The following is a 21,690-nucleotide window of genomic DNA, read 5'->3' as shown; positions in this document are numbered from 1 at the left end:
TCTCAATCCTTCTCAGGGTTGTCATCGGGGTCGGGACCGTTGAGCCCGGCCAGGAACTGCTCGAACTGCTCGCCGAGCTCGTCTCCGGTCGGCAGCGGCTCGTCGGGCGCCAGGAGCGAGCGCCCGGACTCCTCGCCGCGCTGGAAGGTGTCGTACTGCTGCTCGAGAGCGGCCACGACCTCCCGCACCTCAGCATTGTCCTCGATGTAGGAGGCAATCTCCTCCTCGCGGCGCTGCGCCTCGGCCTCCAGGTCGGAGACCGGGATCGTCAGCCGGGCCGCGCGCTCCAGCTCCCCGACGAGCACCACCGCCGCGGCCGGGTAGTCGCTCTGGGCCAGGTAGTGCGGCATGTGCACCACGAAGCCGCCCGCCGGGTGGCCCCACTCCCCCAGGCGTACCTCCACCAGGGCCTGAGCGGAGGCCGGGATCCTGATCTCGCCCTTCCAAGGGCTCTCCCAGACCTGGCCGGCGAGCTCCTGCGCGGGGTCGTTGGCGTGCCGGGTCGTGGTCAGCGGCCGCGTGTGCGGCACCGCCATCGGCACCGAGGCGAGCGCGATCACCTCGGTCACGCCGAGGCGCTCGATGACCTCGCGTACGGCGCCGGCGAAGGCCTCCCAGCGGTTGTCCGGCTCGGGGCCGTGCAGCAGCAGGTAGGGGTTGTCACCGGTGTCCTTGAGCAGCCGGACGACCAGCCGCGGCGCGTCGAAGGACTCGTAGTGGTCGCTGACGAACGAGATCGCCGGGCGTCGGGCCCGGTAGTCGTGGAGCTCGTCGACGTCGAAGGTCGCCACCACCGGCGCTCGCCTCGACGTCTGGATCAGATGAGCCGCGGCACGCTCGGCGGCCTTGCCCGCGTCGAGGAAGCCGTCCAGGACGACCACCAGCGGCAGCCGGTCGCCTCCGGCAAGGATGATCTCCTCGGGCAGGTCGTCGACGATGTGCACCAGTCGTGATCCGGCCATCGGTGTCTCCTCCCGTTGCGTACGGCCCTCGCGGACCCCGTCGTCGCTCGCCTCGCCAGGGATCGCGACCCTGGGGCTCAACCTTCTCAATACACGCTTCCACATGACGACAGCGCAGCATCCTGGACGCCCACGTTATTCCCAAGCCGACGCGCGGAGACCGGCGACCTCCCCTCGAACAGCCGGTGTGACCTCCCCCTCGGTGCGGCCGTTGTTACTAGCGGGTAATGTACTCGACGGGCACCACCCGTGCCCGCACCAACAGCGCCGCCAGGCGACAACCGACTGGCAACCCACATGGAGTGACACGGTGACCCGACAGCTGCGAGAAGTCGTCTTCGTCGACGGCGTACGCACACCTTTCGGCAAGGCCAAGGGCCAGTACGCCGAGACCCGCGCAGACGACCTGGTCGTCAAGCTCATCCGTGAGCTCACGCGCCGCAACCCCGAGCTTCCCCCCGAGCGGATCGACGAGGTCGCGATCGCCGCGACCACGCAGATCGGCGACCAGGGCCTGACGATCGGCCGCACCGCCGGCCTGCTCGCCGGACTCCCGCAGTCCGTCCCCGGCTACGCGATCGACCGGATGTGCGCCGGCGCGATGACCGCCGTCACCACCACCGCCGGCGGCATCGCCTTCGGCGCCTACGACGTCGTCATCGCCGGCGGTGTCGAGCACATGGGCCGCCACCCGATGGGCGAGGGCGTGGACCCCAACCCGCGGATCATCTCCGAGAAGCTCGTCGACCCCTCGGCGCTCGTCATGGGCAACACCGCCGAGAACGTCCACGACCGCTACCCGGCGATCACCAAGGAGCGCACCGACGCGTTCGCCGTCCGCTCCCAGGAGCTGGCGGCCAAGGCGTACGCCGACGGCAAGATCCAGCCCGACCTGGTCCCCGTCGCCACCCGCTCCGCCGAGAACGGCTGGGGCCTGGCCACCACCGACGAGCCGATGCGTCCCGGCACCACCACCGAGGACCTCGCCAAGCTGAAGACCCCGTTCCGTCCGCACGGCCGCGTGACCGCGGGCAACGCGGCGGGCATCAACGACGGCGCGACCGCCTCGCTGCTGGCCTCCGAGGACGTCGCCCGCGAGCTCGGTCTGCCGATCAAGATGCGGCTGGTGTCGTACGCCTTTGCCGGCGTCGCCCCCGAGGTCATGGCCGTCGGCCCGATCCCGTCGACCGAGAAGGCGCTGGCCAAGGCCGGTCTCACGATCGACGACATCGAGGCGTTCGAGGTCAACGAGGCGTTCGCGATCCAGGTGCTCGCGTTCCTGGACCACTTCGGCATCGACGAGAACGACTCCCGGGTCAACCCGTACGGTGGCGCGATCGCTTTCGGTCACCCGCTGGCCTCCTCCGGTGTGCGGCTGATGATCCAGCTCGCGCGCCAGTTCGAGGAGCGCCCCGAGGTCCGCTACGGCCTCACCACCATGTGCATCGGCCTGGGTATGGGCGGCACGGTCATCTGGGAGAACCCGAACTGGAACGGCAAGGAGGCCTGACATGACGGACATCAACTCGCTCCTCGCCGACGTGGAGAAGCTCTACTCCGACGACGAGGTCGTCACCGCGGCGAAGCTGCAGAAGGTCAACCTGCCCTCCGGCAAGGTCCTCGGCCTGGTCACCCTCGACAACGGCCACGACCACACCCGCCCGAACACCTTCGGGCCGAAGTCGCTGGTCGAGCTCAACACGGCGTACGACGCGGCCCTGGCCGACCCCGAGATCGACGCGATCGCGGTGACCGGCAAGCCGTTCATCCTCGCGGCCGGTGCCGACCTGACCTCGCTGCAGGCCGGCGGCCCCGACGGGATCCGTACGATCGCCGAGCTCGGTCACGCGGTCTTCCGCAAGCTGGGCGATGGCGACGGCACGACGAAGAAGCCGTCGTTCGGCTTCATCAACGGGCTCGCGCTCGGTGGCGGCCTCGAGGTCGCGCTGCACGCCGACTACCGCACCATCCAGGACTCGGTGCCGGCCGTCGGCCTGCCCGAGGTCATGCTCGGCCTGATCCCGGGCTGGGGCGGTGGCTACCTGCTGCCGAACCTGATCGGTCCGGCGAAGGCCGCCAAGGTCTTCATCGAGAACCCGCTCAACAACGGCAAGGTGCTCAAGGGCACCGAGGCCTACGAGCTCGGCATCGCGGACGCGATCTTCGGCGGCGCCGACTACCTCGAGCAGTCGCTGCTGTGGGCCGACGGCGTCCTCTCCGGGACCGTCGAGGTCTCCCGTGAGGAGATCGACCGCAGCGCAGCCTGGGACGAAGCAGCCAAGAACGCCGGCTTCTTCGCCTGGGCCAAGACCGGCGACGCCTCCCCGGCCGCCAAGAAGGCCGTCGAGCTGCTCACCCTGGCCAAGACCGCGACCCGCGACGAGGGCTTCGCGGCCGAGGACGACGCGCTCGTGGCGATGTCGAAGACCCCGCAGTTGCTCGCCTCGCTCTACTCCTTCGACCTGGTGCAGAAGCGCGCCAAGCGTCCGGCCGGTGCCCCCGACAAGGCGCTGGCCCAGAAGGTCACCAAGGTCGGCATCATCGGTGCCGGTCTGATGGCCTCGCAGTTCGCTTTGCTCTTCGTCCAGCGTCTCAAGGTGCCGGTCGTCATGGTCGACCTGGACCAGGAGCGCGCCGACAAGGGTGTGGCGTACGTCCACGCCGAGCTCGACAAGAAGCTCGCCAAGGGCCGCGCCTCGCAGGACGCGACCAACCGCCTCAAGGCGCTCGTGACGTCGTCGATCGACTACGCGGAGGCCTTCTCCGACGCCGACTTCATCATCGAGGCCGTCTTCGAGGAGATGGGTGTCAAGAAGACCGTCTTCGCCAACGCCGAGGCCGTCGCGCCGGAGACCGCGGTCTTCGCCACGAACACCTCGAGCCTCTCGATCACGGAGATGGCGGCCGACCTGAAGAACCCCGAGCGGGTCGTGGGCTTCCACTTCTTCAACCCGGTCGCGGTGATGCCGCTGCTCGAGATCATCCGCGGCGAGAAGACGTCGGACGCGGCCCTGGCCACGGCGTTCTCCGTCTCGAAGTCGCTGAAGAAGACCTCGATCCTGGTCAAGGACAGCCCGTCCTTCATCGTGAACCGGCTCCTGGGCCGCTTCATGGGCGAGGTCTCCAAGGTCGCCGACGAGGGCACCCCGGTCGACGTCGTCGAGTCCGCCTTCGCCGGTGTCGCACCGATGGGCCCGTTCGCGCTGATCGGCCTGGTCGGTCCGGCGATCGCGTACCACAACAACGAGACGCTCGCGAAGGCCTTCCCGGACCGGTTCTACCTCTCCGAGAACCTCCACCGGGTCGTCGAGGCCAAGAAGAGCTCCTTCTTCGGTCCCGACGGGCGCACCCTCGACCCCGAGGTCGAGGCACTGCTCGTCTCCGGCGACGTGGTCAAGACCGCCGAGGAGGCCCGCCAGCAGTCGCTGGAGGCCATCGCCGACGAGATCGGCCGGATGCTCGAGGAGGGCGTCGCCCAGGCCGCCGAGGACATCGACCTGGCGATGATCACCGGTGCCGGCTTCCAGTTCTGGAACGGCGGCATCACCCAGCTCCTCGACCGCGAGGGCATCTCCGAGAAGGTCACCGGCAAGAAGTTCCACTGACCGAACCAAGTCCGCCCCCGACCGATCTGATCGGTCGGGGGCGGTCCCATGCTGGGCCGGGGTCGGTCCCGGACGCACCTCAGCAGGGACTCAGGCCTTGTCGGTGGCCACCTTGCCGCCTCCGACCGCCGACTCCGGCGTGCCCATGTTCTGCCGCGCGCGGGGTCGCTGCTGGCGACCCGAGGCCTGCGCCGATCCGCGCCGGCCCTCGATCCTCTTGCGGATCTGTTCGTCCGCCGCTCTGAGATCGAACGGCGCCGACATCTGCTCAGGTGACCAACGGAACTCGGCCACGAGGTCGTCATAGAGCATTGAATCCCCCGAGTGCTGTGTGGTGACGTTACCGAGGGCCCTCGTCGCCCCCGACGGATCCCACTCTAAGCCCAGAACGATCGATCTTCGCCAGGGGCTCGACCAGAGAGACCACCCCATAGGGTGAAAATTCGGCCCTTCCGGGCATCAGAGGCTGACGTCCCGGGGCAGCGGGCTCGGGGTCAGAGCGCCCAGGCGCTCGATGGTGTCGAGCGCGACCGCCTGGGGGGTCAGGCCGATGCTCTCCAGGATCTTGGGCCGCTTGGCGTGGTCGAGGAACTCCTGCGGGATGCCGTGGATCTTCACGGGGGTGCGTACGTCGGCGGCGGTCAGCGCCTGCAGGAAGGACGCGCCCACACCGCCGGCGACGCCGTTGTCCTCGATGGTGACGACCAGGCTGTGGTCGGCGGCCGCCTCGATGAGGGCAGGGTCGATCGGCTTGACCCAGCGCGGGTCGACGACGGTGACGCCGATGCCCTGGGCGGTGAGCCGCTCGGCGACGCCCACGGCGACCTCGGCCATGGACCCGACGCCGACGACCAGGACGTCCTTGGTGCCGTTGCGCACGAGCACGTCGGCCTCGCCGAGCTTGGCGATCGTGGGGATGTCCTCGGGCGGCGGGCCCTTCGGGAACCGTACGACCGTGGGCGCGTCGTCGACCTCGACGGCCTCGTCGAGGAGCTCGTTGAGGCGCGCGATGTCGCGCGGCGCGGCCAGGCGGAGCCCGGGGACGACCTGGAGGAGCGACATGTCCCACATGCCGTTGTGGGAGGCGCCGTCGTCGCCGGTCACCCCGGAGCGGTCGAGGACGAACGTCACCCCGGCCCGGTGCAGGGCGCAGTCCATCAGCACCTGGTCGAAGGCACGGTTGAGGAAGGTCGCGTAGACCGCGAAGACCGGGTGCAGGCCACCCATCGCCAGGCCGGCGGCCGAGGTGGCGGCGTGCTGCTCGGCGATGCCGACGTCGAAGGTGCGCTCGGGAAACCTGGCCTGGAACGCGTCGAGGCCGACCGGGTGCATCATCGCCGCGGTGATCGCGACGATGTCCTGGCGGCTGTCTCCCAGCCGCACCATCGCGTCCGAGAAGTGGTCGGTCCAGATCCGGCCCTTGGGCTTCTCGGCGCCGGTCTGGACGTCGAAGGGACCCGGCGAGTGGAACTGGTCGGCCTCGTGGCGCTCGGCCGGGTCGTAGCCGTAGCCCTTGCGGGTGATCGCGTGCACGATCACCGGACCCCCGAACCGCTTGGCCGAGGTCAGCGCCTGCTCGACGGCGTGACGGTCGTGGCCGTCGACGGGGCCGACGTACTTCAGGCCGAGGTCCTCGAAGAGGCCCTGGGGCGCGACCGCGTCCTTGAGCCCCTTCTTCACCGCGTGCAGCGCGTCGTAGGCCATCGCGCCGATCCCGGGCACCGCGTTGAGACGGCGCTTGACCATGTCGAGGACCAGCTCGTAGCGCGGGTTCGTACGCAGCGCCGTCAGCGCCGTGGCCAGGCCACCGATGGTCGGGGTGTAGGAGCGGCCGTTGTCGTTGACCACGATGACCAGCTTGGAGTCGTGCTGGATCGCGATGTTGTTGAGCGCCTCCCAGGCCATCCCGCCGGTCAGCGCGCCGTCGCCGATCACCGCGACGACGTGGCGGTCCTCGCCGCGGATCGTGTAGGCCTTGGCCAGCCCGTCGGCGTAGGAGAGCGCGGTGGAGGCGTGGGAGTTCTCGACCACGTCGTGGTCGGACTCGGCCTGGCTCGGGTAGCCGCTCATCCCGCCCTCGCGGCGCAGCGTGCCGAAGTCGCCGGCCCGGCCGGTGACGAGCTTGTGCACGTAGGACTGGTGGCCGGTGTCGAAGACGATCTTGTCGCGCGGGCTGTCGAAGACCCGGTGCATGGCCAGGGTCAGCTCGACCACGCCGAGGTTCGGCCCCAGGTGGCCGGTGTTGGTGGCCACCGTCCGGATCATCAGGTCCCGGATCTCGCTCGCGAGGAGCTCCAGCTGGTCATCGGAGAGATCACGAAGATCCTGCGGCGCGGCGATGCGTTCGAGGAGACCCATAGGAGAGGATTCTACGGCGCGCCCCTGAGGGCCGCCGACCCGGATAGGGCCGCATGCTGCGGCGATCCGAGGAAGGGTGTCAGCCCGATCCGAGCAGAGTCGCTGAGGTCCAGGTCAGCCGCCTTCGCCGGGTCGACGAAGACGATCTGACGGCCCTCGTGGCACACGATGTCGGCGTCGGCGAGATCGACGGCCGCGGCGTACAGGTGGATCTTGTCGTCGGTGCCGGTCTCGGGGTGGCGGAGCTCCTGGACGGCGACCAGCTCGAGGTCCTCGGGAGCGAGCCGCACCTCGGTCTCCTCCTCGAGCTCGCGCACGGCACCCGCCAGCGGATCCTCTCCCGGCTCCAGGTGGCCGCCGCAGAAGGCCCACTTCTCCGGCGCGATCACGGGGCGTTCGTCACGCTCCTGGAGCAGCACCCAGCCACGACGGTCGACAAGGATCACAGCGGCGAACTCGGTCATGATCCGCGAGCCTAGTTGCTGCCTGGACGCACCGAGGCTCGCGGTCTACCCAGCTCGCTCGTCAGTACGTCCCCGACACGGTCGAGCCCGACGGGCTCCTCCACCAGCTCCGCCCATGGCCGCTTCGACGCGGCGAGGAAGGCGACCGCCTGCTCTAGGTGGCGCGGCTCGTAGTTGTGTACGCCGCTGACCGACCGCCAACCGCGCACGATCGCCTCCGGGTCGACCGAGACCGCGCGCCCCGGGGAGACCGAGCCCACCAGGACGAGGGAGCCACCGATGTCGAGAGCCCCGAGCGCCGCCTCGACCGCCGAGGCGGCACCGGAGAAGTCCATGGCGACATCGACCGGCGCAAGCGCCTGCCCCGCGGAGCACGTCGACGTCGCGCCGAAGCCGACGGCCAGCTCCATCCGAGCCGGGTCGACGTCGCTCACCACGACCTCGGCCGCTCCGGCGTCGGCCGCGACAGCCACCGCGGTGAGCCCGAGCATCCCCGCGCCGACCACCAGCACGCGCTTGCCGCGCAGCGAGCCGGCCCGCTCCACGGCCGCCATCACCGTCGCGGTCGCGCACCCGGCCGGCGCGGCGACCTCGTCGGCCAGGGTGTCGGGGACGGGCACGACGGCGGTGCCGGCGGGCAGCAGCACGTGGGTCGCATAGGTGCCCGACAGCGGCCAGGCCGTCTCGTACGGCTCGTGGCCGAGCTTGCGCACGGAGCGGCACTTCGCGGTGAGCCCGCGACGGCAGCGGTCGCAGGTTCCGCACGAGACGGTCACGCCCCAGACCACTCGCAGGCCCGTGCCCACGATCCGGCCCACGCCCTCGTGCCCGAGCACGCTCGGGCAGGCTCCGGGACGCCGACCGGAGACCGTGTGGTGGTCGGAGCCGCACACCGTCGCGAGGTCGATCTCGACCAGCGTCTCCCCCGGCCCCGGCTCCGGCAGGTCGACGGTCTCCAGGCTCACCTCGGCGCCACCGCGCCACACCGCGAGCCGCGCCACGGGCCGTGCCATCAGAGCGCGCCGACCTTCCGGCGCAGCCAGGCGCTGAACAGGTCGATCACGATGATCAGGACGATCACCATGCAGACGTACGTCATCATCGTGTCGAAGTGGAAGCTGTCCACCTCGGTCTTGATGAAGAACCCGATGCCGCCGGCACCGACCGTGCCGAGGATGACCGAGCTGCGTACGTTGGTGTCGAAGCGGTAGAGCAGCAGGCCGAGCAGGGACGGCATCACCGCGGGCAGCACGGCGTGCGCGGCCGACTGCGCGGGCGAGGCCCCGGCCACCCGGAGCGCCTCGACGGGTCCCTGGTCCACCTCGTCCATGGCCTCGGACCAGAGCTTGCCCATGACCGCGACGTTGTGGATCGCCAGCGCGATCACACCCGGGAACGCTCCGAAGCCGACCGCGGCGATGAACATCAGCGCATAGACCGTCTCCGGGATGGCCCGCAGCACCGACATCACCGCGCGACCCAGGAGCCACAGTGGGACGAACCGGTTGGTCGTACGCGAGGAGATGACCGCGAACAGCAGCGCCACCGGTATCGACAGGGTCGTGCCGAGCAGGCCGATCCAGATGGTGAGCAGGCAGTACTCCAGGCCGGGCCGGATGGTCTCCGACCAGCGCAGATCGAGCGGGAAGGCACCGTCCTGATGGATGGTCTTGCCGTTCGGGTAGGTGCGGTCGACCCCGAACAGGAAGTTCCACAGCCCCCGCCAGCCCTCGAGCAGCTCCTTGGGCGAGGTGTTGGTCTGCACCGCGGCGTACCAGTGCACGAGGACCAGGGCGACCGTGATGGCCGCCCCGACGGCGATCCCGGAGGGCCGGAACCGGGGTGGGATGTCGAGACGTGGTTCCGGGGCCTTGGTCAGACTGCTCATGCGAACTCCCTCATCTCGGCGCCCGCGGCGACCTGGGCCGCCTCGGCGGCCTCCAGCGCTTCCAGGGCGGGCCGGTAGAGGCCCGCCACGGTCTCGTCGGTGACCTCGGCGCTCCTGCTGTCGAAGACGAGCCGGCCACCGGCCAGCCCGAGGATCCGGTCGGAGAAGCGGCGCGCCAGGTCGGGCTGGTGGAGGACCGCTGCCACCGCGAGACCGTCGTCGTCGGCCAGCGAACGGAGCAGGTTCATCACCTGCTCGGAGGCGGCCGGGTCGAGCGCCGAGACCGGCTCGTCGGCGAGCAGCACCTTGGCGCGCTGGCACAGCGCGCGGGCCACCGCGACCCGCTGCTGCTGGCCGCCGGAGAGGCGACCCGCCTTCTCCCGGGCCCGGTCGGCGAGACCGACCCGGTCCAGGCAGGCCATCGCCTCCGCCTGCACCTCGCGCGGGAAGGCCAGCACCGACCAGGACCGGCTCAGGCCGAGCCGCCCGAGCGCACCCGCGCAGACGTTGTCGAGCACGCTGCGACGGGGCACCAGATGGATCTTCTGGAAGACCATCGCCACCGTCGGCACCGCCTCGCCGGGCTTGGCTCTGACGCCGTCGACCGTGATCGTGCCACCGTCGGGACGCTCCAGACCGACCACGCAGCGCAGCGAGGTGGACTTGCCGGAGCCGTTGGCTCCGAGGAGGCTGACCACCTCCCCGGAGGCGACCTCGAAGGCCAGGCCGTCCAGGACCGTCTTCTCCCCGAACGCCTTCCTCAGGCCGTCGATACGCAGCATGGCCGCCCCGGGTAGGTGATCAGCGCCCATCAGAGGTCGTCCGTGGTCAGGTCGAGGGCCTCGGCGAGGTCGGTCACCGGCTGGTAGTCCTCGTCGGTGACCGCCACCAGCGCCGGCTTGCCGGCGGGCGGGGTGAAATCGAGGTACTCGCCGATCTCCGCGACCGAGTCGGCAGGCAGGTTCAGCAGCGCCTCCTGGACGGCCTTGGACACCTCGGGAGTCATGTTCGGGCCCGCCGCGATCGGGTCGTTCAGGATCGGCTCGGACTTCCAGATCTGGCGGAAGGCGGACTCGTCGAACTGGCCCTCGGCCGTCGCCGAGGCCAGGGTCTGGCTGTTGATCTCGGCGGCGTCGACCTTGCCGTTGACCAGGGCCAGCAGTGCCTCGGTGTGGCCGCCGGCGTACTCGGCCTTGACGTCCTTCTCGATCCCGGCGTCGATGAGCGCCTTGCGCGGCACCGCGTCACCGGAGGTGGAGCCGGACTCGGACAGCGCCAGGGTCTTGCCCGCCAGGTCCTCCACGGACTGGATCGGCGAGTCCTTCGGCACCCAGATGCCGCCGGTGTAGGAGGAGACCTGGCCGTCCTCGCCCGCGAAGGAGGCCAGCGGCGTGGCGCCGGCCTGCTTCTGGGCGAAGACGTAGCCCAGCGGCCCGAACTGGCCGATGTCGAGCTTGCCGTTCTGCATGGCCAGGATCTCGGCGACGTACGTGTCGGAGATCTGGACCTCGACCTCGCAGCCGAGCTCCTCGCCGAGGGCCTTGCCCAGGGTCTCGTAGACGGGGATCAGGTTCTTGGGGTCCTCGAAGGGCTCGACGCCCATCGTCAGGGTGCCGTCGGGGCAGATCTGGTCGGGACCGACCTCGCCGCCCGCGGCGGCCTTGTCGGTCGTCGCCTCGCTGCCGCAGGCGGCCAGGGCGAGAGTCAGGGTGGCGGCGCCGGCGAGGGCGGTGAGGGAGCGCAGGGGGGACATGTTCGGTTTCTCCTGTGGTCAGAACAGCTGATCGAGGACGGTGGGCGCGAGGCCCAGTGCGGTGGTCATGCCGATGCCCGACGTCACCGAGACGACCCGCAGGCCCGGGAACGGCTCGGTGTCGAGGAAGTCGGTCCGCGGGGAGTCCGCGTAGACCCCTCGCCAGCGACGTCGGACGGTGAGCGGAGCCCCGAGCAGCCGCGCCCCTTCCCGCAGCACCAGCTCGGCGACGTGCTCGTCGTCGAAGGGCAGGTGGGTGCGGTCGTAGTGGTGGGTGTCGCCCAGGACGATCGGGCCGGGTCGGCCGCCGCTCCCGGGACGCTGGGTGAGCATGAGGTTCATGACGACGTCGAGGAGCTCGGGAGCGGTGGCCGCGAGCTCGTCGCGTACGCCGGTGGCCGCCGTGGTCTCGGCGAACCCGCCGTAGCGCAGCATCGAGAGTCCGGTGAGCACCGCCGGCCCGATCTCGACGTCGCCCGGAGGCGCGACCTCGAGCATCTGCAGCCGGCAGCGGCGTACGGCTGCCTCCCCGGCGACCTGCGGGAAGAGCCGGTCGACGTCATGGCCGGCGGCGTGGACGACCCGGGCGGAACGGATGGTTCCGCGGCTGGTGCGGACGTCGATCCCATCGGCGACCGGGTCGATGGCACCGACGTGGGTAGCCCAGCTGAACCGGACACCCTCGGACTCCAGCCATGCGGCGATCGCCGGCAGCGCCTCGCGCGGGTCCACCCTCAGGTCGAGCGGCAGATGTGCGCCGCCGAGGACCTCTCCGGTGGCCGGCGGGAACAGCTCGCGGGTGGCGTCGGCGTCCAGCAGGCGGGCCTGCTCGGTGCCACGGACGCCCGCGAACTCCTCGAGCACGGCCATCTCGGCCTCGGTCCGCGCGACGACGACCGTGCCCGTCTCCCGGAGACCGAAGCCGGCCTTGGCGGCGAGGGTGAGCCAGTGCTCACGGGCCGCGAGTGCGTAGGTCAGCGCCTGGCGCGACTGGGCGGTGGCGCAGATGTGCCCGAAATTGCGGATCGAGGCGCCGACGGCGCGCTCGTCGCGCTCGATGACGTGGACCTTCAGGCCGCGCGCGAGCCCTTCGACGGCATGCGCGAGGCCGACGATCCCGGCACCGACGACGACAAGGTCGGCGGCACCGTCGGGGATGGTCGTATGAGTTGGCACGGCCCGAACACTTCTGTCTCGCGACAGCCCCGGTCAACAGGCTCGACGAACATGTACATACAAGTTAACCAGTCGTTTTCCTGCGCACCGTTTGGTCCTCTGAGCGTTATCCGGGCGTTCACGAAGCGCTTCATCACACTTGTCTGATCAAGTTGTAACCTGCTGCCCATGAGTAGCCCGCTGCACGTCCAGGTCGCCGAGGCCATCCGCGCCCGGATCATCGCCGGGGAGCTGCCGACCGGCGCGCCGATCCCCTCCGAGGCGCAGCTGTGCGAGCAGTTCGGCGCCTCCCGGGGCACGATCCGTACGGCACTGGCGAGCCTGCGCCGCGAGGGCATGCTCAGCGGCGGCCAAGGACGACCTCCGACCGTGCGCGACACCGCGCTCGGGCAGCCCTTCGAGCAGCTTCTCTCATTCAGCGCGTGGGTGCAGCAGATCGGCCACACCGCCGGGCAGCGCACCATCGAGGTCGCCCGGCGCGGCGCCACCGCCGCTGCCGCCGAGGCGCTCGACATCAATGAGGGCGACCCGGTGGTCGACGTGCTCCGGCTCCGTCTTCTCGACGGTCATCCCGCGATGCTCGAGCGCAGCACCTTCGTCGAGCGCGTCGGGCGGCTGCTCTTCGACTTCGACCCCGACACCGGCTCGCTCTACGGATACCTGACGGCCGCCGGCGTCGACCTGCACGCCGCGCGCCACACCATGGACGCGGTCGCGGCCGACGAGACCGACGCCGACCTGCTCGACATCGCGGTGGGCAGCCCGCTCCTGCGCGAACGCCGCCGGGCGACCGCCACCGACGGCACCCCGCTGGAGTACGCCGACGACCGCTACCGGCCCGACCGGGTCACGTTCACCATCGACAACACCCGCCCGTCCGCGGCGGGGATCCGCACCGACGTACGCATCCTCAAGGAGATCTCGTGACCACCGCCTTCCAGCTCGCCGCCCTCGACATGGCCGGCACCACCGTCGACGAGGGCGGACTGGTCTACGACGTGCTCGAGTCGACCGTCGCCGACGCCGCCGGCGAGCTGGTCCCCCACGACCTGCTGCTGCAGTGGAAGGGCACCTCCAAGTGGGAGGCGATCCAGGGGCTGCTGCGCGGGCTCGGCCAGGACCCGACCACCGCCCAGGTCGACAAGATCTTCGACGGCTTCGGCGAGCGCCTCGTCACCGCCTACCGGGAGACCCCGCCGCAGCCGTTCCCGGGCGTGCCCGAGATGTTCGCGACGCTGCGGTCGCGAGGGGTCAAGGTCGCCCTGCAGACCGGCTACTCCACCGAGATCGCCGCCGCCATCCTCGACGGCCTCGGCTGGACCGTCGGCCCCGGCCCCGACTCGACCGTCGACGCCCTCATCACCTCCGACCTCGTCGCGGCCAGCCGCCCTGCCCCCTACCTCGTCTTCCACTGCATGGAGGCCACCGGCATCTGGGACGTACGCCGCGTGCTGGTCGCCGGCGACACCCCCAACGACCTCGGCGCCGGCACCAACGCCGGGGCCGGTTTCGTCGTCGGCGTCGCCACCGGCTCCTTCACCCACGACCGGCTCGCCACCGAGCCCCACACCCACCTCCTCGCCTCGACCGCGGACCTGCCGAGCCTGCTGTAGTAGGTGAACAGACTCGCGAAACCCCGACAACGGCGGCCAGCGAGGGATACCCTCCGCCGCATGATCCATCGATCCCTGCGGTGTGTCGCGACCGCTGTGGCGGTTGCCGCTCTGGCGACCCTGGTCCCCGCTTCCGCGACCCAGGCGGCCCTCCCTGGACCAAGTGTCCAGACCGCGACCCGGCCGATCTATCCGTTCACCCTCGCTTCGAGCTTCAAGGTCTCCTACGAGGCCTTCTTGGGTAGCGAGCTCGCAGACGGCGGTAAGCCCTCGTACGTCCAGGTTCGACTCTCGAAGACACCGCTTACCTCGACCAGCCGGCGAAGCTGGACCTACCCGTCGCACCTGCAGCGTGTGGGCCTGACCTCGACGTGGCGGACGGGACAGATCACCATCGGCGTCAATCAGGGCCAGGGATCATGCGTCGGAGCCCGTGCTGTGGACGTCGCCGGACGTGTCGGTCCATGGGGTCCGACGACGTGCATCGCACGCTTCTTCGACGACAACCAGCTCGAGCGCAAGGGCACGGTGAAGACGGTCCGGGCGACGAGGTTCTGGCACGGAGTCGCATCCGAGATCGACGGTGGAGGCCAGTTGATCCTCCGGCACGTCCCGAGGGGCAGCGATGTCTGGGTTCTGGGACGGCCGGCGCCGTACTCGATCTCCGCCTACTGGGGCTTCACCCCGCGGATCATCGGCATGAACTCGACCGGCACGAGGCAGATCGTCCTCGGCCAGGACGGCGGAAACAACGTCAGCCACCGGAGCATGTGGCAGGCCTCGCTTCGCACCCAGCGCCTCGGCCCCGTATGGCTGCGCCGAGACCCCGACGGCACCTTCCCGATCGAAGGCATCGTCGTGATGCCTCCGTGGGTTCGATCGGCCGCCTGATCGGCAAGGATGCTTGACGCAAAGCAAACGACGGCAAAGACTGGCGACATGGCACTGACCAAGAAGCAGAAGACGATCCTGACCACCAGCGCGCTCGTGGCCCAGGCGGCAGTGGCTCCGGTGATCCTTCGCGACCTGCAGACACGCTCCGACGACGAGATCCGCGGGCCGCGGACGCTGTGGCGACTGTGGGGCAGCACCAACCTGCTCGGCGCGGCGGTCTACTGGTTCTACGGTCGCAAGCCGACCGCCGCCTAGGTGTACCCGGCCACCACGTTGGTCACAGGCGGCTGATCGGTGGCAGGCGTCCGAGTGAGCTGTGGTGGCGCACAGTGTTGTAGTGCTCGAGCCAGGGTGCAAGGGCGGCTGCTCGGGCGGCGTTGCTGGTGTAGGTCTGGCGGTAGGCCCACTCGGTGGCCAGCGTGCGGTTGAGGCGCTCCACCTTCCCGTTCTGCCATGGGCAGTGGGGCTTAATGAACTTCTGCTTCGCGCCCAGCGCAGCGCACACGCGCTTGACGTCGTTGGAGTACCGGTAGGCGAAGGCGTTGTCGGTCATCACCCGCTCGAGCCGGGTGATGCCCTTGGCGGCGAAGTAGGCCGCGGCCCGCTCCAGGAACGCCGCGCAGGTCTCGCCCTTCTCGTCGGGAAGGATCTCTGAATAGGCCAGCCGCGAGTGGTCGTCGACGAGTGAGTGCACGTAGTCGTAGCCGATGGGCTTCTTGTCGACGCGGGACTGGTGGTTCTCGCGTGTCTGTCCTTGGGCCCGCCAGCCCCCGCCGTCGGGGATCTTGCCGAGCTTCTTGACGTCCATGTGGACCAGCTCGCCGGGCCGTTCGCGCTCGTAGCGTTGTGCGGTCTGCTTCGAGGACCGGATCACTTCACCGGTCATCGGGTCGCACTCGCGCAGGTAGGGCACGCCGTGGCGCCGCAGGATCCGTGCCACGGTCCGGGGCGGAACCCCGACCCTGGGACCGAGCACGTCCTGGCCCTCGCGGTGCTCAGCTCGTGCTGCGAGGACCTTCTGCTCGACCTCGGGGCTGGTGCGCGTAGGCATACGGTGCGGCCGCGACGAACGTGTCTCCAGACCGGCCTCGCCTTCGGCGGCATAGCGCTCGATCCAGGTCCGCACACACTTGCGGGAGACCCCCATCGCGGCAGCGATGTGGGCCTGCTTCCAGCCGGCCTGATCGCGTTGAACGATCAGCATGCGGCCGTGGACGGTCAGACGGGCGTTACGGTGGGACACAGAGCCTCCCGGGTGGATGTGGGCCTTCGACAAGCCACACCCCACTCGGGGGCTCTACCTACGTCAACGACAACGCGCCTCTGCTACCAACCTCATGGCCGGGTACACCTAGGCCCTCGCCACGCCGCGAGGCTCGGTGAGGAGCCGGATCGCGAAGATCAGCTCCTCGACGTCGGCGAACCGGCGCAGGTCGCAGCCGGTGCGCTCGGCGATCCGCTCGAGCCGGTGGTAGGCGGTATTGACGTGGACATGCAGACGCTCGGCGGCCAGCTTGGCGTTGAGGTCGCAGGCGACGTACGCCAGCATCGTCTCGATCATCACGCAGTCACGCGCGAGGTCCTCCTCGACGAACTGGCGCAGCGCCGGGCGCACCAGCCGGCGGGCGGTCGGGTCCTCGCGCAGAACCAGGTAGTCGATCGTCGAGATCATCGGCAGGGCGACGACGCCCGGATCCGCACCGAGGACGTCGCGAGCGATCGCGGCCTCTGCGTACGCGGCCGGCGCCGCACCCAGGCCGGTGTGCACGGTGCTGGCGCCAACGGCCAGCTCGAACCCCTCCCGGGCGAGCTGGCGGAAGATGCGTCTCAGGTCGGGCACGATCGTCCGGACGTCGTCGGTGGCGACGGGCAGGATGCCGACGAGCTGCTCCTGACGGATCACCGTGACCCCCTCCCGCGCCGGGCCCAGCTCGGTGCGCACGTGCCGCAGCGCCTCCCGCAGGCTCCGTCCCGGGCGTAGCGGCCGCACCGGCACCGCGACCAGGACGATGATCCGGTCGTCCGGTTCGAGCCCGCACCGGCGGGCGACCTCGAGCATCGGGCCCGGCCGGACCCCGCGTCCGGCGAGCAGGTCCTCGACCAGGTCCCGGCGGATCCGGTCGCCCTCGGCGAGCTCGACCTGGTGGGCGGCGAGGTAGGCCTCGGCCGCAACCGTGCTGCCGACCTCGATCACCTGCATCACGTGCGAGGCCACCGGGAGCGCCGCGCGGCTGGTCTCAGGGTCGGCGGCAGCGATCTCGACGATGCGCTCCCACAGCGCCACCTGACCGATGCGGAACGCCTGCAGGAAGTCGGCGAGCGCGACCCCCTGACGCACCCGGCGGGTCGCCTGGTCCACGGTGAACCGGAAGTCCTCGCGTACGGCCGGGCGGCCCTCCTCCAGCGTGGTGAGCACCGCCAGGAAGACCGCCTCGGCGTGGTCGCCGACCTCCTTGCGCAGCTCGGGATCGGGGCTGACGGCGTAGGCCGGGACCTGGTCCCAGTTGTGCTTCAGGAACAGCTCCACGGTGTGCGGGAGGTCCTCCCTGATGCCCGCGACGATGCGTTTGATCGGCTCCATGCTCATCGCGCTCCCTCGGTGTTTCGCTGGCGGTTGCGGCATCAACCAGATCAACGCACGAGTGTGGCGACGGTCACGCTCCAACTCGTTTGTGATCTGTCTCCATCCGCGTTGTCGCGCCCTCACACATTTCCCGACGCGCCCTTCCCAACCGAGATCCGGCTGGTGAATGGTGCTATGTGTCGGGGGTCACAAAACTCGGACCCTGCCCACGCCAGGAGTGATTACACATGGGGACGCACAACCCGGAGGGCCCTGCTCGGGTCTCCAGACGATCGTTCGTCGGGTACGTCATCGGCGGCACGACGCTGATCGCAGCCGCTGACCTGGGCCTGGCTCCGCCGGCCGCCCACGCCGCACCGATCCCATCGGTTCCACAGGTCCCTGAGCTGTATGACCTCAACGACTTCCTGACCCACTGCGCGATGCCGACCTCGAACCTGATCGCGATCGAGGTCGACGAGAAGGGGCACGCCCACTTCGCACTCCCGCGGATGGAGGTGGGCCAGGGCATCACCACGGCCGTCGCCATGCTGATCGCCGAGGAGCTGGAGCTGCCGGTCGACCACGTGCACGTCACGCTCGCGCCGGCGCGCCCCGAGTTGCTCTTCAACCAGCTCACCGGCGGCTCCAACACGATCATCTCCGTCTACACCCCGGTGCGCGTGGCCGCCGCCATCGCCCGCAAGGCGCTGCTCGAGGCGGGCGCGATCCTGCTCGGGACCACCGTGGCCCAGCTGATCGCCAAGGGCGGCGTGATCAGCGCCCCGGGGGGCTCCTCGGTGACGTACGGCGAGGCGGCCGCCAAGGCGGCGCAGCCGACGACCGAGAAGGTCGAGGTCGAGCTGAAGGAGACCTCCGAGCACACCGTCGTCGGCAAGCCCCATCGCCGCGTCGACGCGCGCGACGCCGTCACCGGCAAGAAGAAGTTCGCGATGGACCTCGACGTCCCCGACGCGCTGCCCACGATGGTCTGCCGCGCCCCCGAGCTCAACGGCACCCCGGACTCGATCAACAACAAGGGCGACGTCGAGAAGATGCCCGGCGTCACCCATGTCGCGATCATCCCCACCGGCGTCGCGGTCCGGGCGAAGACCTTCGGTCAGTGCATCGACGCCGTACGCGCACTCGACGTCACGTGGAACTCGGGCACCGTGACCACGATGTCGGCCAAGCACATCAAGGCAGAGCTCAAGGCCGGGCAGATCCCGCTGGCGGTGCCGAAGATCGGGGCGACCTCGGTCGACGGCGAGTTCACCTTCCACTTCCGCAGCGGCTCGGCTCTCGAGCCCAACTGCGCCGTCGCCGACGTACGCGACGGCAAGGCCACCATCTGGGGAGGCCTGAAGTCGCCGATCACAGCCCAGGAGAAGATCGCCGCAGCTCTCGACCTGCTGCCGACCGATGTGACGGTGAACGTCGTCCAGGGCGGCGGCTCCTTCGGGCGCAAGCTGTTCTTCGATGCCGCGCTCGAGGCCGCCCACGCGTCCAAGGCGTTCGGCGCGCCGGTCAAGCTGATGTGGCACCGCGCCGACGAGCCGCGCCAGGGCCGGGTGCACCCGATGGCGGTCTCCCAGATCCGGGCGACCGTGCTGGCCGGCAGCATCCTCACCTTCGAGCAGCGCCACGCCAGCGTGGCCTGTGACTTCACCCATGGGCTCGGCGAGCGGCTGACCGCCGAGGTGGCGGCGCTGCCGACCGGCCTGTCGAACCTGAGCTTCTCAGAGACGATCTTCATGCTCGCTACCGAGCTGCCCTACAACTTCGGGGTCGTCACCCAGCTGCTCAACGAGCCGAAGCCGGCGGTCGACCGGTTCAACACCAGCTCGGTGCGCAACATCTACTCCCCCGACGTCGCCACGGCCAGCGAGCTGATGGTCGACCAGCTCGCCAAGAAGCTGAAGCAGGACCCGGTCGCCTTCCGGCGCAGGTATCTCAAGAGCGACACCGTCAAACGGGTGCTCGACCGAGCCGCCGAGATCGGCGACTGGGGCCGCTCGATGCCGGCCGGCACGGCGCAGGGCATCGCCGTCCACAAGGAGTACAAGGGTGCGACCGCCGTCCTCGTCGAGATCGACTGCCGTCCCGAGACGGTCAACCGCGAGGTGCGCGACGCGGTCACCGGACCGCGGGTCACCAAGGCCGTCGTGGTCGCCGACGTCGGCCTGGTGATCAACCCGGCCGGCGTCAAGGCCCAGATGATGGGTGGCTTCTCCGACGGGATGTGCCAGGCACTGACCTACAGCAACCACCTGATCGACGGTCAATTCCTCGAGGCCAGCTGGGACAACTCGGCCTACACCCGTCAGTGGAACGTGCCGTTCGAGTTCGAGTGCGAGGTCATGGAGTCGCACGGCAGCCAGCCGGGCGGGGTCGGCGAGGCCGGTGTGGCCGCCTCGATGGCCGCCGTCGCCTGCGCCTACGCCCGGGCCACCGGGAAGATGCCGACCGAGTTCCCGATCAACTTCCACGAGCCGCTCCACTTCGAGCCCAAGTCCTTCATCCCGTCCGTTCCCGAGTCGCCGACCGACGGCCTCGCCTACACGTTCTGAGGTCTTCGATGCCTTCTCACACCTTCCAGCTCAACGGCGAGACCGTCACCGTCGACGTCGAGGACGACGTACGCATCCTGTGGGTGCTGCGCGACATCCTCGGCGTCACCGGCCCGAAGTACGGCTGCGGCATCAACGTCTGCAAGGCCTGTACGTCGCACATCAACGGCAAGGCGTTCAACCCGTGCTCGGTGCGCGTCGCCGACATCGGCGCCGACGACGAGATCACCACCATCGAGGGCCTCGCCGACACCGCGCCGGGCGACGGCCTGCACCCGATGCAGGAGGCCTGGCTCGAGCACGACGTCGCCCAGTGCGGCTACTGCCAGCCCGGCCAGATCATGACCGCGGTCGCCCTCGTCAACAAGGTCCGCAAGGAGGGCCGAGCCATCACCGAGGCCGACCTCGACACGATCCGCAACGTCTGCCGCTGCGGGACGTACTCCCGGATCCGGGAGGCCATCAAGACCGGACAGGACGCGATGGCCCGGGGTCTCTAGCCCCGGTCAGTCTTCGGAGAGCTCCTGCTCGATCCGCTCGACCTTCGCGGTGAGCTGGCCGGTGTAGCCGGGCCGGATGTCGGCCTTGAGCACCAGCCCGACCCGCGGGGAGACGGCGGCGACCGCGTCGACGCACTGCTTGATGACACCCATGACCTCGTCCCACTCACCTTCCAGGTTGGTGAACATGGCGTTGGTCTCGTTGGGCAGTCCGGACTCGCGGACGATGCGGATCGCCTCCGCGACAGACGCGGCCACCGAACCATCGGGGTCGTCGGTGGTCGTGGGGGCGATCGAGAAGGCGACGAGCATGTCGAAACACTATCCAAACGTTTCGGCGACCTGCATATAGTGGCGCCGCCGGGGGCCGAAGGCGCACCGCCGGCGGGAAGGAAGGCGATGAGTGAGGGACTCGACCGGCTCGCTGCCACGCTGGGCGTGCCGGCCACGCGGCTCGCGCCGCTGGAGGCGTACGACGACCAGCAGCTGGGCCGGTTCAACGATCTGGTCCAGGGCGCGATGACCGCGGAGGACAAGGCGTTCGACACCTCCCTCGACGAGGCGCTCAAGCTGGTGCCGAAGATGCTGCGCGGGGTCGTCCAGAAGATGCTCGGAGGTAGCCGATGACCGCCCTGACCAGCGCCCTGGAGATCACCAAGCTCGCCCACGAGATGCACGTGGACGAGTCCGAGCTCGCCTTCCTCGCGACCACCTCCCCCGATGACATCCGCGACCTGCGCGGGATCGTCTCGCACGCGATGTTCAGCCGTCACGAGTCCCGGGTGAAGGGGCTGGCCGCGGTCAGCAAGAAGCTCCCCGCAGCCGTCACCGCGAAGATCACCGAGATCGCGATGGGTCCCATGCTCAGCGCCCGGGTCGCAGCGGTCATGGACCCGGCCGACGCCGCGAAGCTCGCCGGCCACCTGAAGCCGGAGTTCCTCGCCGAGCTCTCCGTCCACCTCGACCCGAGCCGGGTCGAGGGCATCATCGCCAAGCTCGACAGCGCCCTCGTCGTCGAGGTCGGCCGCCGCCTGCTCGCCGAGGGACATCTGCTCACCCTGGCCAGGTTCACCGGCGTCGTACGCCCCGAGACGTCGCTCGAGGTCGTCGACGGCGCCTCCGGCGCCGAGATCCTCCAGCTCGCGCTCTTCATCGACGAGCCCGCCGTGGTCGACCCGATCCTCGCCGGGCTCTCCGATGAGACCGTCGCGGAGATCGCTGCCGCCACGGCCGAGCACGGCGAGGCCGCCGATGCCCTTCTCGCCGCGCTCCATGAGGACAGTCGCGCCAGGATCGCCTCACTGACCTGAGGCCGAGACGTCACCCGCGTCAGTCGAGACGTCG

General features: G+C 69.9%; 22 protein-coding genes. 10 read left to right on the top strand and 12 right to left on the bottom strand.

Features of this window, described 5'->3' with window-relative positions; genetic code table 11:
- Positions 1-2: 2 nt before the first annotated feature.
- Positions 3-962 (bottom strand): proteasome assembly chaperone family protein, encoded by a 960-nt coding sequence (locus ACW14X_RS28985; protein WP_457164225.1) that lies wholly within the window; start codon positions 960-962, stop codon positions 3-5.
- A gap of 310 nt (positions 963-1,272) precedes the next feature.
- On the opposite strand from ACW14X_RS28985, the gene ACW14X_RS28980 reads away from it, so the two are divergent.
- Both ACW14X_RS28980 and ACW14X_RS28975 read left to right on the top strand, forming a co-directional pair.
- The gene (locus tag ACW14X_RS28980) at positions 1,273-2,472 is read left to right on the top strand and encodes a thiolase family protein (protein WP_160023174.1); all 1,200 of its coding nucleotides are present in this window, start codon (positions 1,273-1,275) and stop codon (positions 2,470-2,472) included.
- A gap of 1 nt (position 2,473) precedes the next feature.
- Positions 2,474-4,567, top strand: a complete 2,094-nt coding sequence (locus ACW14X_RS28975) for a 3-hydroxyacyl-CoA dehydrogenase NAD-binding domain-containing protein (protein WP_457164224.1) — start codon at positions 2,474-2,476, stop codon at positions 4,565-4,567.
- Between the two features lie 90 nt (positions 4,568-4,657).
- Here ACW14X_RS28975 and ACW14X_RS28970 read toward each other — a convergent pair whose 3' ends face one another.
- The 8 genes from ACW14X_RS28970 to ACW14X_RS28935 form a co-directional block, all read right to left on the bottom strand.
- Entirely contained in the window at positions 4,658-4,879 is a 222-nt protein-coding gene (locus tag ACW14X_RS28970) for a hypothetical protein (RefSeq protein ID WP_160023170.1), read from the bottom strand.
- A gap of 147 nt (positions 4,880-5,026) precedes the next feature.
- On the bottom strand, positions 5,027-6,925 hold the full coding sequence (gene dxs, locus ACW14X_RS28965) for a 1-deoxy-D-xylulose-5-phosphate synthase (RefSeq protein ID WP_457164223.1): 1,899 nt from the start codon (positions 6,923-6,925) through the stop codon (positions 5,027-5,029).
- An 11-nt stretch (positions 6,926-6,936) separates the two neighbouring features.
- On the bottom strand, positions 6,937-7,389 hold the full coding sequence (locus ACW14X_RS28960) for an NUDIX domain-containing protein (RefSeq protein WP_457164222.1): 453 nt from the start codon (positions 7,387-7,389) through the stop codon (positions 6,937-6,939).
- A gap of 11 nt (positions 7,390-7,400) precedes the next feature.
- The gene (locus ACW14X_RS28955) at positions 7,401-8,402 is read right to left on the bottom strand and encodes a zinc-binding dehydrogenase (RefSeq protein WP_457164221.1); all 1,002 of its coding nucleotides are present in this window, start codon (positions 8,400-8,402) and stop codon (positions 7,401-7,403) included.
- Complete coding sequence (phnE, locus tag ACW14X_RS28950) at positions 8,402-9,277, bottom strand: phosphonate ABC transporter, permease protein PhnE (protein WP_160023164.1); 876 nt, start codon at positions 9,275-9,277, stop codon at positions 8,402-8,404. Before phnE ends, ACW14X_RS28955 begins: the two co-directional genes overlap by 1 nt.
- On the bottom strand, positions 9,274-10,089 hold the full coding sequence (locus tag ACW14X_RS28945) for a phosphonate ABC transporter ATP-binding protein (protein ID WP_457164220.1): 816 nt from the start codon (positions 10,087-10,089) through the stop codon (positions 9,274-9,276). The genes phnE and ACW14X_RS28945 overlap by 4 nt, the downstream gene beginning before the upstream one ends.
- Positions 10,089-11,030: a phosphate/phosphite/phosphonate ABC transporter substrate-binding protein gene (locus ACW14X_RS28940; RefSeq protein ID WP_457164219.1), complete on the bottom strand. Its 942-nt coding sequence runs from the start codon at positions 11,028-11,030 to the stop codon at positions 10,089-10,091. The genes ACW14X_RS28945 and ACW14X_RS28940 overlap by 1 nt, the downstream gene beginning before the upstream one ends.
- Before the next feature lie 18 nt (positions 11,031-11,048).
- Positions 11,049-12,206: a TIGR03364 family FAD-dependent oxidoreductase gene (locus ACW14X_RS28935; RefSeq protein ID WP_457164218.1), complete on the bottom strand. Its 1,158-nt coding sequence runs from the start codon at positions 12,204-12,206 to the stop codon at positions 11,049-11,051.
- A 168-nt stretch (positions 12,207-12,374) separates the two neighbouring features.
- On the opposite strand from ACW14X_RS28935, the gene ACW14X_RS28930 reads away from it, so the two are divergent.
- From ACW14X_RS28930 to ACW14X_RS28915, 4 genes are read left to right on the top strand one after another with little or no spacing between them, the layout of a single operon-like run.
- The gene (locus tag ACW14X_RS28930; RefSeq protein ID WP_457164217.1) at positions 12,375-13,133 is read left to right on the top strand and encodes a GntR family transcriptional regulator; all 759 of its coding nucleotides are present in this window, start codon (positions 12,375-12,377) and stop codon (positions 13,131-13,133) included.
- Positions 13,130-13,819, top strand: a complete 690-nt coding sequence (locus ACW14X_RS28925) for a phosphonatase-like hydrolase (RefSeq protein ID WP_457164216.1) — start codon at positions 13,130-13,132, stop codon at positions 13,817-13,819. The genes ACW14X_RS28930 and ACW14X_RS28925 overlap by 4 nt, the downstream gene beginning before the upstream one ends.
- A gap of 60 nt (positions 13,820-13,879) precedes the next feature.
- Positions 13,880-14,710 carry a hypothetical protein gene (locus ACW14X_RS28920; protein ID WP_457164215.1) on the top strand — a complete coding sequence of 277 codons (831 nt, stop codon included), beginning with the start codon at positions 13,880-13,882 and terminating at the stop codon, positions 14,708-14,710.
- A gap of 48 nt (positions 14,711-14,758) precedes the next feature.
- Positions 14,759-14,968 carry a hypothetical protein gene (locus ACW14X_RS28915; protein WP_160023152.1) on the top strand — a complete coding sequence of 70 codons (210 nt, stop codon included), beginning with the start codon at positions 14,759-14,761 and terminating at the stop codon, positions 14,966-14,968.
- 22 nt (positions 14,969-14,990) lie between these two features.
- On the opposite strand, the gene ACW14X_RS28910 is transcribed toward ACW14X_RS28915, so the two are convergent.
- Both ACW14X_RS28910 and ACW14X_RS28905 read right to left on the bottom strand, forming a co-directional pair.
- Entirely contained in the window at positions 14,991-15,956 is a 966-nt protein-coding gene (locus ACW14X_RS28910) for an IS481 family transposase (RefSeq protein ID WP_457162611.1), read from the bottom strand.
- A 108-nt stretch (positions 15,957-16,064) separates the two neighbouring features.
- Positions 16,065-17,300 carry a PucR family transcriptional regulator gene (locus ACW14X_RS28905; RefSeq protein WP_457164214.1) on the bottom strand — a complete coding sequence of 412 codons (1,236 nt, stop codon included), beginning with the start codon at positions 17,298-17,300 and terminating at the stop codon, positions 16,065-16,067.
- 224 nt (positions 17,301-17,524) lie between these two features.
- Between ACW14X_RS28905 and ACW14X_RS28900 the strand changes: the two genes are divergently transcribed.
- Together ACW14X_RS28900 and ACW14X_RS28895 are read left to right on the top strand one after the other, a co-directional pair.
- Positions 17,525-19,846 (top strand): molybdopterin cofactor-binding domain-containing protein, encoded by a 2,322-nt coding sequence (locus ACW14X_RS28900; protein ID WP_457164213.1) that lies wholly within the window; start codon positions 17,525-17,527, stop codon positions 19,844-19,846.
- An 8-nt stretch (positions 19,847-19,854) separates the two neighbouring features.
- Positions 19,855-20,346 (top strand): (2Fe-2S)-binding protein, encoded by a 492-nt coding sequence (locus ACW14X_RS28895; RefSeq protein WP_160023146.1) that lies wholly within the window; start codon positions 19,855-19,857, stop codon positions 20,344-20,346.
- A 6-nt stretch (positions 20,347-20,352) separates the two neighbouring features.
- On the opposite strand, the gene ACW14X_RS28890 is transcribed toward ACW14X_RS28895, so the two are convergent.
- On the bottom strand, positions 20,353-20,658 hold the full coding sequence (locus ACW14X_RS28890) for a thiamine-binding protein (RefSeq protein WP_160023144.1): 306 nt from the start codon (positions 20,656-20,658) through the stop codon (positions 20,353-20,355).
- 87 nt (positions 20,659-20,745) lie between these two features.
- On the opposite strand from ACW14X_RS28890, the gene ACW14X_RS28885 reads away from it, so the two are divergent.
- Both ACW14X_RS28885 and ACW14X_RS28880 read left to right on the top strand, forming a co-directional pair.
- Entirely contained in the window at positions 20,746-20,973 is a 228-nt protein-coding gene (locus tag ACW14X_RS28885; RefSeq protein WP_457164212.1) for a hypothetical protein, read from the top strand.
- Positions 20,970-21,656: a hypothetical protein gene (locus tag ACW14X_RS28880; protein WP_457164211.1), complete on the top strand. Its 687-nt coding sequence runs from the start codon at positions 20,970-20,972 to the stop codon at positions 21,654-21,656. Before ACW14X_RS28885 ends, ACW14X_RS28880 begins: the two co-directional genes overlap by 4 nt.
- Positions 21,657-21,690: the final 34 nt, after the last annotated feature.

Source organism: Nocardioides sp. YJ-D4, assembly GCF_054031495.1.
This window is presented reverse-complemented; position numbering and strand designations above follow the sequence as displayed.